General features: G+C 45.3%; 10 protein-coding genes. 5 read left to right on the top strand and 5 right to left on the bottom strand.

What is annotated here, in order from left to right; genetic code table 11:
* Positions 1-190 precede the first annotated feature (190 nt).
* The 5 genes from NT178_07160 to mnmG form a co-directional block, all read right to left on the bottom strand.
* Positions 191-1,549: an AAA family ATPase gene (locus tag NT178_07160; GenBank protein MCX5812308.1), complete on the bottom strand. Its 1,359-nt coding sequence runs from the start codon at positions 1,547-1,549 to the stop codon at positions 191-193.
* 154 nt (positions 1,550-1,703) lie between these two features.
* Positions 1,704-4,907, bottom strand: a complete 3,204-nt coding sequence (gene carB / locus NT178_07155; GenBank protein ID MCX5812307.1) for a carbamoyl-phosphate synthase large subunit — start codon at positions 4,905-4,907, stop codon at positions 1,704-1,706.
* Between the two features lie 15 nt (positions 4,908-4,922).
* Complete coding sequence (gene carA / locus NT178_07150) at positions 4,923-6,146, bottom strand: glutamine-hydrolyzing carbamoyl-phosphate synthase small subunit (GenBank protein MCX5812306.1); 1,224 nt, start codon at positions 6,144-6,146, stop codon at positions 4,923-4,925.
* Entirely contained in the window at positions 6,143-6,811 is a 669-nt protein-coding gene (locus NT178_07145) for a hypothetical protein (GenBank protein MCX5812305.1), read from the bottom strand. The genes carA and NT178_07145 overlap by 4 nt, the downstream gene beginning before the upstream one ends.
* 240 nt (positions 6,812-7,051) lie before the next feature.
* Positions 7,052-8,914, bottom strand: a complete 1,863-nt coding sequence (gene mnmG / locus NT178_07140; protein ID MCX5812304.1) for a tRNA uridine-5-carboxymethylaminomethyl(34) synthesis enzyme MnmG — start codon at positions 8,912-8,914, stop codon at positions 7,052-7,054.
* 209 nt (positions 8,915-9,123) lie between these two features.
* Between mnmG and NT178_07135 the strand changes: the two genes are divergently transcribed.
* From NT178_07135 to NT178_07115, 5 genes are all read left to right on the top strand, one after another.
* Positions 9,124-10,041: a cation diffusion facilitator family transporter gene (locus tag NT178_07135; GenBank protein MCX5812303.1), complete on the top strand. Its 918-nt coding sequence runs from the start codon at positions 9,124-9,126 to the stop codon at positions 10,039-10,041.
* Positions 10,042-10,228: 187 nt separating this feature from the next.
* Entirely contained in the window at positions 10,229-11,080 is an 852-nt protein-coding gene (locus tag NT178_07130) for a protein-glutamate O-methyltransferase (protein ID MCX5812302.1), read from the top strand.
* Positions 11,077-11,553 carry a chemotaxis protein CheD gene (locus tag NT178_07125; protein ID MCX5812301.1) on the top strand — a complete coding sequence of 159 codons (477 nt, stop codon included), beginning with the start codon at positions 11,077-11,079 and terminating at the stop codon, positions 11,551-11,553. The genes NT178_07130 and NT178_07125 overlap by 4 nt, the downstream gene beginning before the upstream one ends.
* 67 nt (positions 11,554-11,620) lie before the next feature.
* Positions 11,621-12,682 (top strand): chemotaxis response regulator protein-glutamate methylesterase, encoded by a 1,062-nt coding sequence (locus NT178_07120; protein MCX5812300.1) that lies wholly within the window; start codon positions 11,621-11,623, stop codon positions 12,680-12,682.
* A 279-nt stretch (positions 12,683-12,961) separates the two neighbouring features.
* Positions 12,962-17,314 (top strand): PAS domain S-box protein, encoded by a 4,353-nt coding sequence (locus NT178_07115; protein MCX5812299.1) that lies wholly within the window; start codon positions 12,962-12,964, stop codon positions 17,312-17,314.
* Positions 17,315-17,659: the final 345 nt, after the last annotated feature.

The raw sequence follows: 17,659 nt of genomic DNA, 5'->3' as shown, positions 1-17,659 counted from the left end.
GTTATGGAACAACTCCCTTTCTGGTTTGAAGATTATAATGAATATCATCCCCATAAAGGGCTGAAAATGAAATCACCGAGGGAGCACAGGAGAGCATTAGATAAGTTAGAAGGGTGTCCGGTTTGATAGGGGCAACTCCAATTCTGTCAACAACAAGCCATATGCCGGCATGTTTTTTGGAATCACTACTTCATTCAATCACTTCAGCAAGCAATTCCTCAATGCGGTGCACCAGGTAAAATGGGATAGAGAGAAGGGTAAACATTTTCCCCTTTGGTGTCGATATGTTGTCTACGGACAGGTTGCCGGAATGAATCCTCACGGCTACATTGCTTTTACTTTCTTCCATAAACAGGTGAAGCGATTTCAGCCTCCCTGTTTTTCCTGACTTTACCTCCACAGGAACAAGTTTATTGTTGTAGCTCATCAGATAGTCTACCTCTGACAGAGAACCCCTTTGCTCTCTATACCAGTACGATAGACGGGCATTCTTAAGGGGCGATAAGGAAAGTAACATCTGCCCTACAATCTGCTCCCCAATCTGTCCGTGAAAGACAGCGTTTATATCTTCAATATTGATAATTTCTGTTCTCAATCCCAACTGATAGTTGATAAGCCCCATGTCCAGAAAAACAAGTTTTGGTGATTTCTTCAGATTGTGGAGCAGGGGAAGTTGTCTGGAGGCAGACGGATACACCCTGTGAACGATCATCGCCTTTTCGAGGATATCAAAGGCTTCGCTCATCTCCCTGCTGCGGAAGCCTGATCCGCCGAAATTCTCATATTTAACAGCCAACCCGACATATTTCGGGGCATGCTCAATAATAAACTGAAGGTACTTTGCCTTCGCCTCCCGTGAATACTTGAACACATCATCTTTGAAACCGGTTATGATGGACTCGTATACCGGATTTACATTAATAAACGACTTTTCAGCAGCATATCGTTGTACCGCTTCGGGCATTCCGCCAACCAGAATATATTCATGGAATCTTTTCATAAGGATAGTATGTATGTCATCGGGGATATGAGTGGTAGTTTTTGTGCTGTTTATAAAGTCTAATGACTCAGTCTCATGCAAGGCGCCAAGGAATTCATCGAATGAAACAGGATGGAGATAACAGTATTCAACGCGCCCGACAGGAAAAGAAAAACCTTCTGTCTTCATTTTTACTTCAAGTAGTGACCCTGCTGCAATCACATGAAGCGCAGGAGATTCTTCATAGAAATAGCGGAGCTGTGACATCGCCGCGGGAGAGACCTGAATTTCATCTATAAATATGAGTGTCTTGCCGGGCGTTATCTTTTTATTGAATTTGAGCTGTAAAATCTGAAGCAGTTCCTGGATGGAATACATCCTTGAAAACAACGAAAGGTCATCGGCCTTCTCCAGGTTGATATATACATACGAATCGAAGGCTTCAGAAGCCAGTTTGTGGACTGCCGAGGTCTTGCCTGTCTGGCGGGCACCCCGGACAATAAGAGGTTTTCTATTATCCCGGGTTTTCCAGCCCATGAAAAGATGTTTGATGTTTCGTGGAAATAGCATGTCATACTATATAACATAATTTGTCAGATTTGTGTAACATATCAGGGGTTAATCTGAACATTACCTGTAATTCTTCGCCGCCAACCTTGATTGTACTGATCTTGTGAAGCGGGTAAACCCGTGAAGCACCGAGATACGAAAACGCAACAGATTTTTACTTGAAATAATCCTGAAGTGCTTTTACCTGAAGTCCGCCTATTTTTATGTGTTCTATGGCGTTAACCATGGCCTGTGCACCGGAAATGGTTGTTGTGTAAGGGGTTTTGTACTGGACTGCGCTTGCCCGTATGCTTACCTCATCCTGCATCGGATGTCTGCCGCTTGGTGTATTAATGATAAATTGAAGCTCACCATTCTTGATCATGTCAACGATATGGGGTCTGCCTTCAGAGACCTTGTTGACGAAAGCTACATCGATGCCGTTGTTTACAAGGACTTTTCCGGTTCCTTTTGTGGCAAATATCTTAAAACCGAGGTCTGACAGCTTCTTTGCGATGAAAACCACATTTCTCTTATCCTTGTTTTTTACACTCAGAAGCACATTTCCGGAAGCGGGGAGGTCCTGGCCTGCGCCGAGTTGTGCCTTGAGAAAGGCGGCGCCGAAATTAATATCGATGCCCATGACCTCGCCGGTGGATTTCATTTCAGGTCCAAGAATCGTATCAACACCGTAAAACTTATTAAAAGGGAAGACCGATTCTTTCACGGCTACATGTTTTATCTCAACCTCTTTGTCAATTCCGAGGTCTTTCAATTTTAGCCCTACCATCAGTTTTACAGCTACTTTAGCCCACTGGATGCCGGTGGCTTTGCTGACAAATGGAATGGTTCTGCTTGCACGGGGATTTACCTCAAGTACATAAATCACATCATTTTTTACAGCGTACTGGATATTCATAAGGCCTATAACGTTGAGTTCCTTGGCGAGCATGTATGTGTATGTTTTGATCTTGTCGATTGCCTCGTCATCGAGAGAGTAGGGCGGCAATGTACAGGCACTGTCTCCCGAATGGATGCCCGCCTCTTCGATATGTTCCATGATGCCGGCAACTACACAGCTTTCACCGTCTGCAACGGCATCTACATCTATCTCTATGGCGTCTTCAAGGAACTTGTCTATAAGGATCGGTCTATCCGGTGACGCCTCGGCTGCCTTTTCCATGAAGTTCATAAGATCGCTGTCTGTATATACGATTTCCATTGCCCTGCCGCCAAGCACATAGGACGGCCGCACCACAACAGGATATCCTATCGTGTTTGCCACTTTTTTTGCCTCTTCAAATGATATGGCTATGCCGTTTTCCGGCTGTGTGATGTCCAGTTTTTTAAGTAAAGACTTGAACTTGTCCCTGTCTTCAGCCATGTCTATACTCTCCGGTGTTGTTCCTATGATGGGTACGCCGGATTTCTGTAAAGGCACTGCAAGGTTGAGCGGCGTCTGTCCGCCGAATTGGACAACTACGCCGTCCGGCTTTTCACGTTCGGCAATATCAAGGACATTTTCGAAGGTAAGAGGCTCAAAATATAATTGGTCTGATGTGTCATAGTCCGTACTTACAGTTTCGGGGTTGCTGTTCACCATGATAGTTTCATAACCGAGTGCTTTTAGCGCGAAAGCTGCATGGACGCAGCAGTAATCGAATTCTATGCCCTGGCCGATCCTGTTCGGCCCACCGCCCAGGATCATGATCTTTTTCCTGTCGGAGATTCTTGATTCGTCTTCTTTTTCATAGGTGGAATAGTAATAAGGTGTGTAGGCCTCAAATTCGGCAGCGCAGGTATCAACAAGCTTAAAGACGCTTTTTATGCCCATACTGATTCTTGCTGCACGTATCTCATTTTCGCTTTTGCCAATAAGAGCGCCTATCTGCCTGTCGGAAAAACCAAGCCTCTTTGCCCTGTACATAAGCTCTTCAGATAAGTCATTCTGTCCGGCTATTTCCGCTTCAAACTGCACACTCTCTTCAATATTCTTCAGAAACCACCTGTCTATGCCTGTGAGATCGTAAATTTCGTTTATATCGATGCCTGCCTTTAATGCGTGGCGAATATAAAATACCCTGTCTTTGTTCGGGGTAATCAGTTTTTGTTTTATAAACAGCGGATCATGTATACCCGGAAGCCTCTCGTCTATAATTCCGAAAACGCCTACTTCAAGCGACCTGAACCCCTTTTGCAGCGCCTCTTTAAAGGTCCTTCCAATAGCCATAGCCTCCCCTACGGATTTCATCTGAACGGTCAGGGTCTCATCAGCCCCTTTAAACTTTTCAAAGGTAAACCTTGGAACCTTGACAACGCAATAGTCTATGGTCGGCTCGAACGATGCCGGAGTCTTCTTTGTTATATCATTGGGGATTTCATCCAGAGTATATCCTACTGCAAGCTTTGCAGCGATCTTTGCAATAGGAAATCCTGTAGCCTTTGACGCAAGGGCTGAACTCCTGGAAACCCTGGGATTCATCTCAATGATTGTCATCCTGCCCGTATCCGGATGTACGGCAAACTGGATATTCGAACCCCCTGTTTCAACGCCTATCTCCCTTATGATCATGATAGCGGCATCCCTCATGACCTGGTATTCTTTATCCGTCAAAGTCTGCGCCGGAGCCACGGTGATGCTGTCGCCTGTGTGCACGCCCATGGCGTCAAAGTTCTCAATGGAACAAATAATGACAACATTGTCTTTTTTGTCCCTCATGACCTCAAGCTCATATTCCTTCCAGCCTATGACGGATTCCTCGATGAGGATTTCGCTGGTCATGCTGCTCTCAAGACCTCTTAAGGCGAGGATCTTAAATTCTTCAATGTTGTATGCGACTGCCGCACCTGTGCCTCCGAGGGTAAAGCTTGGTCTTATGATGAGCGGGAAGCCTATTTCTTTAGCCACTTTTTTTGCATCATCCATATTATGGGCAAGACCGCTTCCGGGCACTTCGAGACCGATATTTTCCATAGCAGCCTTAAACTCTTCCCTGTTCTCAGCTTTTCTAATGGCTTTATAATCGGCGCCTATCAGTTCTACATTATACTTGTCGAGGATACCCCTCTCCGAAAGGATTGTGGCAAGGTTAAGCGCTGTCTGACCGCCGATAGTGGGAAGGATCGTATCGGGTCTTTCAACTTTAATAATCTCTTCAAGGATTTCGGGCGTAAGTGGTTCAATGTAAACCCTGTCTGCCATATCAGGGTCTGTCATTATCGTTGCAGGGTTGCTGTTGACGAGGATTACTTTGTAGCCTTCCTCTCTAAGCGCCTTACATGCCTGACTTCCTGAATAATCGAATTCACAGGCCTGACCGATGACAATCGGGCCGGAGCCTATAATGAGTATACTTTGAATGTCTGTTCGTTTTGGCATGTGTTTTTTAAGTTTTCAACTCATTGTTCTTTTATCCCTGAACTTCTCCATCATGTCAGCAAATTTTGCAAACAGTCCGTATGCATCATGCGGTCCCGGTGAGGCTTCAGGATGGTACTGGACAGAAAAAACAGGGTATGTCTCATGTTCCAGGCCTTCAATCGTATTATCATTCAGGTTGACATGTGTTGCCTTTACGGGTTCTGTTTTTATGGAATCTATGTCTACAGCAAACCCGTGATTTTCTGAAACTATATAGACCTTTCCCGTTGTCAGGTCTTTTATAGGCTGATTTGCCCCGCGATGACCGAACTTGAGTTTGTATGTCTTTCCGCCATATGCAAGGCCAAGCAACTGCTGGCCGAGACAGATGCCGAAGATGGGGATTTTTCCTATGAGCTTCTTTATTTCCTCTATGGCATAAGGCACGCCTTCAGGGTCGCCGGGTCCGTTCGAAAGGAGTACCCCATCAGCCTGCATTGCAAGTATATCTTCTGCAGATGTGTTTGCAGGGACAACAGCTACATGACAACCTGCTTTATTGAGCATCCTCAGGATATTCATCTTTACCCCGAAGTCCATGACAACAACTTTTAATTTAGAATTTAGAATTTCTAATTTAGAATTTTCTGAACCTTTAAGCGTGAAGCCCCCGCCAAGCGAGGACAGGCGTGAAGCGTCGGGAATTTGAACCTTGAACTGCGAACCCCGATCTTCTTCTGTGTTGCTCCAAATATAGGGTTCTCTGCAGGTTACTTCCTTAACCAGGTCTCTGCCGACAATGCCCTTCGATGTCCTTGCCTTTTTAATAAGACTTTCGGGATCTGCATCTATGGTGGAAATGATGCCTTTCATTGCTCCCCTGACCCGTATATGCCTTGTAAGCGCGCGGGTGTCAACCTCTTCTATGGCTACTATATTGTGATTTTTAAGGTAGTTTACAATATTGTCTTGAGACCTGTGATTACTTGCGATTCTGCTCAATTCCCTTACAATGAAGCCTTCTACCTTCGGGCTGCCCGATTCTGTATCGTCTTCGTTTACCCCGTAGTTGCCGATAAGAGGATATGTCATTGTAACAATCTGCCCCTTATACGACGGGTCTGTCATGATTTCCTGATAGCCGGTCATACTCGTGTTAAAGACGATTTCTCCTTCCTTTTCACCTTCTATCCCGCAGCTTTTGCCCTCAAAAACGGCTCCATCCTCAAGGGCAATGAGCGCCTTTGTTGCCTTCATCGTTTCCCCTTGCAGGCTTCTATACATATGCCGCAGATATGATGACCGAGGTTCCTCTTGTTTTTGAATTGGGTCAGCATGTCATAACATCCTTTATGATCAAATAAGGATTGAGTGTCTTTTATCGAACCGGCCGGGCATTTGTCGATACAGGCCTTGCACCCTCCGCAATTTCTGTCAAGCGGTTTGTCCGGTGTAAGTGGCATATCTGTCAGAACCGCGTTGTACCTGACTCTGGCCCCGAAGACAGGATGTATAAGGAGATTATTTCTGCCTATCCATCCGATACCCGATAAAACCCCTATATGCTTATGGGAGATATGTCCCTTCTGGTTCCGCCAGTCTATAACCTGAGAGGCCCCGAAGGGTATTGCCTTGCACCCTTTTTTTTCAATCTCCTTTGAGAGCAGATACCCGATCATGTCAAGCCTGTAGTTCAATTGCCGGTAATGATGGAGATAGAGTGGGTTGGGCCCATCCGTTACGGTATCCAGAATACCTTTTGACAATACAAGGCCAAAAGAGACGGCAAATGGTAACCTCTGTTTTATAGAATCATCCAGCCCTACCAGTTCTTTTTCATATAGCGACATATCCCCGATACCCGAAGTATCTACTCCGAAACCGTTTAGCCAGTTTTTTATAATGCTGTTATTATCTTCCAAAATAAACCTCTATTATTGGGGCTTGCGCCTGTCCCCGTAAGGGGGTCGCCCCCTCCACCAGCAAAGCTGTCGGAGCCTCCCCTTCTCGCTCACCGTGTGAGCTATTTAGCTCTTTGACGCCTTGTTATTTTTCTGGGGCTTGCGCCTGTCCCCGTAAGGGGGTCGCCCCCTCTACCGGCAAAGATAGTGGAGATCACCCTGTTGACTCTTCAATTCAACATTCAACATTCAACATTTCCCTTACAATATCCCTGTCTTCTTCAAATGTATCATCACCGCTGTTATAGCCGCCGGTGTAATTCCGGGAATTCTGGCTGCCTGACCGATGGTAAAAGGCCTGATCTTTGACAGTCTCTCCACTACCTCCCGCGATAATCCGGAAACACTGCCGTAAGCAATATCAACGGGAATTTTCATATTTTCAAGCCTCTTTGTTTTTTCTATCATCTCAAACTGTCTTTCCGTATAGCCCCGGTATTTTATATCTAACTCCACCTGATATGCAATATCTTCTTCCAGGTCATTGAAGGCCGGTTCTATCCTTTTTATGCTGTCCATGGTCACTTCCGGTTTTTTAAGAAGCTCTTCAAGGGTGACGGGGTTCTTTATACTTCCAAAACCATTGTTTCTTAACATTTCAATTGTTTCAAGGGTGGGCTTGAGCCTTATCGACTGCAATATTTCATGTGTCCTGGAGATCTTCTTCTTTTTTTCTATTAGTTTCTCATAACGCTCTTTGCTCACAATCCCGGCAACATAACCTTTTTCCGTAAGTCTCAGGTCTGCATTGTCCTCTCGCAGCAAGAGCCGGTATTCAGCCCTCGATGTAAACATCCTGTATGGTTCGTCAACCCCTTTTGTTACCAGGTCATCTATCATAACACCAATGTATGCCTCATCCCTGCCAAGGCAGAACATCTCCTTGCCTGTAACCTTTAATGCAGCGTTAATGCCTGCCATCATGCCCTGAGCTGCAGCCTCTTCATAGCCTGTTGTCCCGTTTATCTGACCTGCATGGAAGAGATTGTTGATCAGTTTCGTTTCAAGGGTAGCATATAGCTGTGTGGGATATACAAAGTCATATTCTATCGCATAACCCGGTCTTGTAATCTCCACATGTTCGAGACCGTTTATGCTTCTGAGCATCTTTAACTGTATATCAAGGGGGAGGCTCGTGGAAAGCCCGTTCGGGTAATATTCAATAGTGTCGAGGCCCTCCGGCTCAATAAATATGCGGTGGCGTTCTTTATCCTGAAATCTTACTATTTTGTCTTCAATGGATGGGCAGTACCTGACCCCCGTACCTTTTATTTTTCCTGTATAAAGGGGCGATCTGTCGAATCCTGCCCGGATTGCATCATGGGTCCTTTCGTTTGTATAAGTAAGCCAGCAGGGAACGAGTTTATTATGAACTGCCTGTGTCATGAATGAAAAAGGCTGCGGCGGGTCATCGCTATGCTGCGGCTCAAGCTTTAAAAAATCTATTGTCCTTCCGTCAAGCCGGGGGCATGTCCCTGTTTTGAGACGTCCTATGTCAAAACCGAGTTCTTTGAGACAGAGGGAGAGGCCAACGGATGGTAAATCCCCCATCCTTCCTGCTTCGAAATGTTCCAGGCCTATGTGTATAAGTCCCTTCAGGAATGTCCCTGTTGTTATAATCACACATTTTCCGTAGAACTTTTCTCCCCATTGTGTTTCAACGCCGATGACCGTGTTGTTTTCGACTAAGAGCTTTTCTACAATGCCCTGCCGTAAAAATAGATTTTCCTGTTCTTCAAGCACCCTTTTCATCCTTATGGCATATTTCATTTTGTCTGCCTGGATGCGGGTTGCGCGGACAGCAGGCCCCTTTTTCATATTGAGGATGCGGAACTGAATGCCTGTGGCATCGATGTTTTTACCCATCTCACCGCCCAGGGCGTCAAGCTCTTTTACAAGATGTCCCTTACCAAGTCCGCCTACGGCAGGGTTGCATGACATGAATGCTATATGATCCAGATTGGTTGTCAAAAGAAGGGTCTTTACGCCTATACGTGCAGAAGCAAGTGCAGCTTCACAGCCTGCATGACCTGCACCGATTACTATAACATCAAGATTGTCCATGGCATTCCAAGGTAAAACTCCCGTAAGATTAAAACCGCCATAGCTTAGCAGAAATAGCACGTTTTTTCCACAGGTTATTGAGCATAAAGCCGTGGCGCCTTTTGCGCATAACCTTGTCGCCATTGAGGCAGCATGTTTTCAAGATTCATATTAGAGGCGATGGATTATGCTTGAATATTTAAACTCAATGAGCATTAAATAATATTACAATGGATATTAAACAGAAAGCTTCTTTATTCGCAATCGCGTCTGCAGCAATCCTTGCAATAGGTAAGTTCTCTGTAGGCTTGATCTCAGGTTCTATGGCTGTGATGTCTTCAGGCCTTGACAGCTTGCTGGATGTGTTCATGTCCGGCATGAACTTTTTTGCCATAAAGAAGGCCGCAGAACCGGCAGATCATGAACACCAGTACGGTCATGGAAAAGCTGAAGACCTGGCTGCCGTAATTCAATCTCTTGTTATTGTCTTCAGTGGGGCAGCAATAATCTATACAACTATTGATAAATTCCTCAGTAAAGAAGCAATTGCCTATTCCAGACTCGATATCGGCGTCATGGTTTTTTCCCTTGTTTTTACCATTGCCGTTTCAACTGTTCTGAAGGTGGTGGGAAAGAAAACCGGCTCGCGCGCGCTCATGGCTGATGCACTCCATTATACGAGCGACTTTTATTCCAACTCTGCTGCCATTGTTGCCATTGTTCTTACCTATTACACGGGCATGACGTATTTTGACTTGTTATTTGCGATAATAATAGGCTTAATCATCATCTTCTCAGCGATTAAAATATTCAGGGACGGGCTTTCGGGTCTTATGGACACCAGCATCCCTGAAAAGGTCGAAATGGAAATTCGAGACATCATTGATACCATGCCCTTTCCCTATGCCGGGTATCACAAGCTGAGAAGCCGTCTGGCAGGCAACAAGAAGTATCTGGATTTCCATTTATTGATATGCAGAAAAGCACGCATTGAAGAAGCGCACAATTTAGCAGAGGTAATAGAAATGAAGATGATCGAAAAGATGCAGAATATAGATGTTACAATACACATAGAACCATGTCCGAAGGACTGTGAATTAACGGAAGAAACATGTGTTGTCCTGAAAATGAAGCTTCAGAAAAATTAACCCGAAAAATAAACATACCTTCTTGAAGTCAAGTTCGGGATGTCTGCCACGGAAAAGGCTGTCAATATATGCATCAATGTCAATATATGCATCACTGTCGTAGGGTATCTTTTGATGGAGAAACCACCATTATCAGCGCCCTTGTAGATTCAGTACAGGTGGTATAAATATTGCAGGTGTTATCAATATGATAAAGGATGAACGTTCTCAGAGTTCAACTATTACTATGTCCAATAAAGACTTCTCGCGTCTTAAGGATTTTATCTACAATGAGTGCGGCATCAATATCGGCGATTCAAAAAAGACCATGCTGGAGGCGCGACTTCAGAAGAGGCTGAGAGAATTGAAACTCAATTCCTTTACCCTGTACTGCGATTATCTTTTCAGCCCTGCAGGAATACAGGAAGAATTGACGGACATGATAGATCAGGTTACCACGAATAAAACTGATTTTTTCCGGGAACCGGGCCATTTTGAATTTCTCAACCGCATAGCGCTTCCCCATCTTACCCGTATCAGAAAGAATATATTTATTTGGAGTGCAGGCTGTTCAAGCGGTGAAGAACCTTACACGCTGGCTATGGTGTTAAGTGAGTTTGTAAATGATAACAGGAGTTTTAATTTCCAGATCCTTGCTACCGACATATCCACCAGGGTTCTTGATAAAGCAAAACTTGCCATCTATGATGAAGAGCGGATAAGCCCTGTTCCTCCTGATATGAGGAATAAGTACCTCCTGAGAAATAAGGACAGGACAAAAAAACTATATCGTGTTATACCTGCGTTGAGGGAACAAATCAGGTTCAGACGATTAAACTTTATGGATAGTGACTTCGGCTTCCGTGAACCCATGGATATCATTTTCTGCCGGAATGTTATCATATACTTTGATAAACCGACACAGGAGAGGCTTTTAAACAAATTCTGCCAGCATTTATCCCCCGACGGTTATCTCTTTATGGGGCATTCGGAGACACTCTTCGGTATGGATGTGCCACTGACCCAGGTAGCACCAACCATATACCGGAGACTTGCATGAGGGTTTTTCTGAAACCGGGAGAACTCTACATATCGGATAAACCTACCATCGTTTCCACGATCCTCGGTTCATGCATTGCCGTAACAATATTTAACAGGAGGTTAAAGGCAGGCGGCATCTGCCATGCAATGCTGCCCAGGAGTTCTTTTACAAAGGGACACCATGAGTTCCGCTATGTAGACAGCTCTATTTTGTATATGCTTAACAAGTTTGAAACAATGGGTATAAGGAAAGACGAAATGGAGATCAAACTCTTAGGTGGTGCGGATGTAATCGACAGGATGAATGAAAGTATGGCATCGATAGGGCAGAAGAACATAGAGATAGCTCTGGAGGTCATCAGAAATGAGAATCTTCAGCTTAAGGTATCCGATATTGGAGGCAAACTGGGCAGAAAGGTGCATTTCTATACCCACACAGGCAAGGTGTTATTAAAACGTATAAACTCAGTCCAAAGTTCGTTGTCCGCGTGATGACAGGATACAAACCAAAAAAAGGTTTGGATTACATGGGCAATGGTGAACTAATTGAGAGGCACATATGAACAGAATCAAAGTCCTTATTGTTGATGACTCGGCAGTAGTCCGCCAGGCAATGACGGAAATCCTTTCGTCCGATCCATTAATAGAGGTTATCGGTGCAGCCAGGGACCCATATCTTGCGGCAGAGAGAATGAGAGAGGTTGCCCCTGATGTAATCACCCTTGATGTGGAGATGCCCCGGATGGACGGCATTACCTTTCTTCAGAAGATCATGTCGCAGCACCCGATTCCGGTTGTCATGTGTTCGAGCCTTACCGATGACGGTTCGGAAACAGCCCTGAAGGCCCTTGAATACGGCGCTGTTGAGATTATTCAGAAGCCCAAAATGGGGGTAAAGCAGTTTCTGGAGGAATCGAAGATCCTTATTTGTGATGTAGTCAAGGCAGCAGCAAGGGCGCGTACAAAAAAGACTGTTTCGAAACCTCTGCACGTACAACCCAAACTTACGGCAGATGCAGTTATCCCGATGCAGGTAAATAAGGCAATGATCCAGACTACGGAGAAGGTTGTGGTCATAGGGGCGTCTACCGGAGGTACAGAGGCATTGAGGGTTTTTCTGGAAGCCCTGCCCGAAGATGCAGCCGGCATGGTCATCGTACAACACATGCCGGAGAACTTCACCCGCGCCTTTGCAAACCGGCTTAACACTCTTTGTAGGATATCCGTAAAAGAAGCTGAGGACAACGATACGGTCATACGGGGTCGAGCCCTCATTGCCCCTGGAAATAAACATACACTCTTAAAAAGGAGCGGTGCCCGCTACTATGTAGAAGTAAAAGACGGGCCCTTAGTATGCCGCCACAGACCATCCGTAGATGTCCTCTTTCGTTCTGCATCCCGGTATGCAGGAAAGAATGCTGTAGGGGTGATTATGACCGGTATGGGTGACGATGGGGCAAAAGGTATGCTTGAGATGAAAGATGCTGGGGCATTCAATATTGCCCAGGACGAAGCATCCTGTATAGTCTTCGGTATGCCCAAAGAGGCGATCAAGCTTAATGCGGTCGATAAAATAGTGCCGTTGGAAGGAATAGTGCAGCTTGTCTTGAATAATACGTAATACCGGTTCGGATTCATAGATAGCGCCCGGAGGGTAAAAGATTTACGCAGCTTTTTGGTATAGATAATTTTGCTTGCAAAACGCAATTAATCAGTTACACTGTAATTAAGTACATAATTACAGATGTACAGGGGACTGTGAAACCGATACCTTTCATCCAACTTAGTTAAATCAACATAAATCCGGGTTTTATAGTCAATTTTGATGTCCTGTAAACGTTCGCATAGAAGAAATAATTATGGAACGTAGAGTTTAAGGCAGTAAAAAGCGAGGGAAAACATGGCCAGGATAATGGTTGTCGATGACGAAGCAATTATTGCAACGCATATCAAGGAATACCTTACAGAAATAGGACATGAGGTGGTGGGAGTTGCCACTTCCGGTAATAAGTCTGTGGAGATGGCCGGGCATCTCAAGCCTGATATCATACTTATGGACATTGTTATGCAAGGAGGCCCGGACGGTATTGAAGCTGCAAAAACCATCACTGCAAGGCATGGCATACCAATAATTTTCCTTACTGCCTATATGGATTTTGAATACATTGAGAGAGCGAAAGAGGCGGAACCCTACGGGTATCTTACTAAACCCTTTCAGAAAACTGAGGTCAGAATAGTAATTGAAATAGCGCTGAATAAAAAAAATATTGAGCTGCAGTTAAAACAATCCGAAGACAAATACCAGGCGCTCTATGCCATGATGAAATTAATGTGTGACAATGTACCTGACCTTATATGGGCAAAGGATCTTGAAAAAAAATTCATTTTTGCCAACAGGGCTATCTGTGAGAAACTGCTCAACACAAAAGATTTTAATGAGCCTTTAGGAAAAACAGACATGTTCTTTGCGGACAGGGAGAGGCAATCCCGTCCCGATGATCCTGTATGGCATACATTCGGAGAGATATGCATTGATTCCGATGCTGTTGTGTTGCAAGAAAGGAGGTCGCAACGGTTTGATGAGTCAGGCAATGTACAGGGGGAATTTCTCTTTCTCGACGTCTACAAGGCCCCTTTTCTTGATGAAAAAGGGAATATGATCGGTACTGTCGGTTGTGGAAGGGACTTGACACGGGAAAAACTTCTTGAGGAGAAACGTAAACAGGCAGAAGTTGCCATGCAACAGAGCGAAGAGCGCTACCGGTGTATTACCGAGGCCGTCACCGACTATATATATTCAGTAAGTCTGGATGAGGGGAGGGCGGTGGAAACCCGTCACGGACCGGGTTGCGTGGCTATTACGGGCTACACAACAGAAGAATTCGCTGCAGATCCTTACCTGTGGTATCGCATGATTGCAGACGAGGACAAGGTGGAAGTTGAAGAATATTTAAAGCAGATCCTTGGAGGAGGAAATGCCCTGCCTTCGGAGCACCGGATTGTTCGCAAGGATGGTGGTAAGCGTTGGGTGAGAAGCACACCTGTTTTACGTTATGATGATCAAGGCAGACTTGTTTCATATGACGGGCTGATTCAGGACATAACGGACCTGAAGAAGGCGGAAAGGGTAAAGACCACCATACTGAAAAGCAGTGTAGGGACTACAGGGCAGGCATGCCTTGACAGGATTGTTGAGAACGTAGCAGGATGGCTTGATGCAGACTGTGTGATTATCGGTGAGATCGTACCTGACAGCAACGAAATCAGGAGCTGTTCCGTATGGCCTGACGGGAAGATTGTCGATAATCTGGTTTTAGGCCTGGAAGGCACACCCTGTGGGCGTGTTGCCACCGATGGGTTCAGTTTCTATCCTGAAGGTGTAAGCGCTCTCTTTCCCGAGGCAAAGCTCGTTTCTGCCCTGAATATCGAGGGCTATGCAGGTACACCGCTTGTGAAGTCAGACGGAAGCTCTTTTGGTGTTCTCTGTGTGCTGTCGCGAAAGCCGCTTACAAAAAACTACCCTGACTTTCGGGAAATCATGGATATCCTGGCGGCCAGGGCATCGGCCGAACTGGAACGCATGCACGCAGAAGATGCGTTGGCCGGAAGCGAAGAGAGGTTCCGCCTTCTCGCTGATTCCACTTTTGAAGGAATAGTTATTCACGACGATGGTAATGTCCTGGATTTTAATCAAGCCATGATAAGGATGTTTGGTTATGATTATGATGAGGCAGATGAGATAATCGGAAAAAAACATGTAATAAATTTTGTCGCACCGGAATCAAAAGAACTTTTTTTGCATGCCATGCAGACAGATTATGAAAAGCCTTATGTGGCGATGATGCTGAAGAAAGACGGGTCTCCCCTTATTATGGAAGTGGCCGGGCAGGCAAGAACCATACATTATAAGAAAAAAAAGGCAAAGGTTTTAGTCCTCCGCGACATTACCGAACACAAGCATGCAGAAGAAGCCCTGCTTCAAAGTGAACAGAAATACCGCTCCATCTTCGAGAATGCCATAGAGGGCATCTACCAAAGCTCTCCCGAGGGTCGCTTCATCAGTGTCAATCCTGCCATGGCACATATTCACGGTTTTGAATACCCGGAAGAGATGATAACAGGCATTACCCACACAGGAGAGCAACTGTTTGCAAATCAGGAAGACAGAACGCGCTATACGGTCATGCTTAAGAAGCAAGGGAAAGTAAATGACTTTGAGACAACCGTTTACAAAAAGGATGGGAGTAAAATATGGGTTTCAATCAATGCCCGTGTCGTTAAAGACGAAACAGGGAAATTACTTCATTTTGAAGGCACCGTTGAGGATATCACCAAGCGCAAACTGGCTGAAGTTGCGCTCAAGGAGAGCGAAATCCGCTTCCGTGAAATGTTCAACAAGATGGGAAGCGGTGTGGCAGTATACAAGGCGCAGCATAACGGCGAGGATTTTATCTTTAAAGACTTGAATCCTGCAGGTCAAAGACTCAGTAGCGTTACATTACAGGAGGTTGAAGGGAGAAGCGTTCTGGAAATATTCCCCGGTATCAAAGACATCGGGCTTTTTGAAGTATTCCAGCGCGTCTGGAGAACCGGGGTGCCGGAGCATCTCCCTTTTTCATTCTACAAGGACGGGCGTATTTCCCAGTGGGTGGAAAACGAGGTATACAAACTGCCCTCGGGCGATATTGTTGCCATCTACGATGATATCACCGAGCGCAAGCAAGCCGATGAAGCGTTTAAAAAGAGCAACGAGAGATACAAGGAACTGGCCGACTTATTACCACAGACGGTTTTTGAAGTAAATGAAAAGGGTTTTTTCACATTTGTGAATTGTCATACCCTTGAACAGTTTGGATATACGCAGGAAGATATTGACGTAGGCCTGAAACTCTTACAGGCGCTTATCCCTGAGGATCGGGACAGGGTAAAGGCAGCAGCCGAAGGGATATCCAGGGGAGAGATACTGGAAGGTATTGAATTTACAGCGCTCAGGAAGGATGGGGCCACATTCCCTATCCTTACCTATCTGAGCCCTATGAGAAAGGGAAAGAAGTTTTCAGGATTAAGGGGCATTGCCATAGACATAACAGATCGTAAACAACTGGAGGAACAGCTTTTCCATGCCCAGAAGATGGAATCCATCGGCACCCTTGCCGGAGGGATTGCCCATGACTTCAATAATCTCCTTACAACTATTCTGGGAAATGCCCAGCTTTCGCTAATGAAGGCAAATCTGGATGATCAGGTAAAAGTATATCTCAACCGGATAACCGAGGCAGGCGAGAGTGCAGCGCAGCTCACACAGAACCTCCTTACCTTCAGCAGAAAACAGATCATAAAGCCCGTTACTCTCGATCTTAACAAAATCGTTGATAAGATAGTAAGGATGGCATTACGAACCATCGGGGATAATATCGAGCTTGAAACAGTATTAAAGGATGCAGATTTGAAAACAGTTGCTGATGAAAGCCAGATAGAGCAAGTCCTTATGAACCTCATCGTGAACGCACGTGATGCCATGCCGGAAGGCGGGAAATTGACTATAGAGACTGATTTTATTGAGTTGGATGAAGAATTTACAAACCTCTATGCCTCAGGCGGCGATCCGGGCAGGTATATCCGTGTATCTGTTGCCGACAACGGTACAGGGATGGACAAGTGGACAATTGAGAGGATGTTTGAGCCTTTCTTTACAACAAAGGAGGTTGGTAAGGGAACGGGCCTCGGACTTTCCATTATCTTTGGTATTATCAAAAAACATAACGGGTATATTAATGTGTCCAGCGAGACAGGTAAAGGCACCACCATATCTGTGTACCTGCCGGTAATAGATTCGATTTTGCATAAAAAAAAGACGGATACGGAGGATATATTTTTTGAAGAGGGCCGTGAAACGATTCTTCTTGCTGAAGACAATGTACTGACGAGAAGTACGGTAAGAAGCATTCTTGAAGCAGGCGGTTACGAAGTTATTGAGGCAGTTGACGGAGAGGATGTAATACAGAAGATTATCCGGCACAAGGATAGCATCGGCATGATCATTCTTGATGTAATGATGCCGAAGAAGCACATAAAGGAAGTGTATAACGAGATAAAGAAAATGAACCCCCTCCAGAAAATCCTTTTCATGAGCGGATATGCACATGGAATCATGGACAGATCAGGGGTGATAGATGAAAAGTTGAATTTTATAAAAAAACCCCTTTTGCCGGCTGAGTTGTTGGCGAAAGTCAGGGCGATTCTGGACAGTTGATATAGTTACCGTGGGACTTAGGACGTACAGTCAACACCCACTTCATGGGTGCCCGGCTCCTTTGGACGTGGGACGATGAAGAAGGCATTTACGTCCAAGCGTAAGCGGACGTCCAAGCGAACGTAAGTGAGCGGACATCCCACGTTCATACGGAAGTTAAGAGGGGACAGGCGTGAGCCCCAATAAATGAAGGCAGGAGAAGCAGGATGAATAAAATTCTTATTGTAGACGATGACAAAAACATCAGGCTCACGCTTAGCGATTTTCTTAATAATAACGGGTTTTTCCCGATTGAGGCAGAGAATGGCGAAGCGGCGCTGGAGGTTTTCAGGAAAGAAAAACCTG

This window comes from Pseudomonadota bacterium (assembly GCA_026388255.1).
Classification (GTDB): Bacteria; Desulfobacterota; Syntrophorhabdia; order Syntrophorhabdales; family Syntrophorhabdaceae; genus JAPLKB01.
The sequence above is the reverse complement of the archived record's forward strand: the minus strand, read 5'-3'. Positions and strand labels throughout refer to the sequence as shown.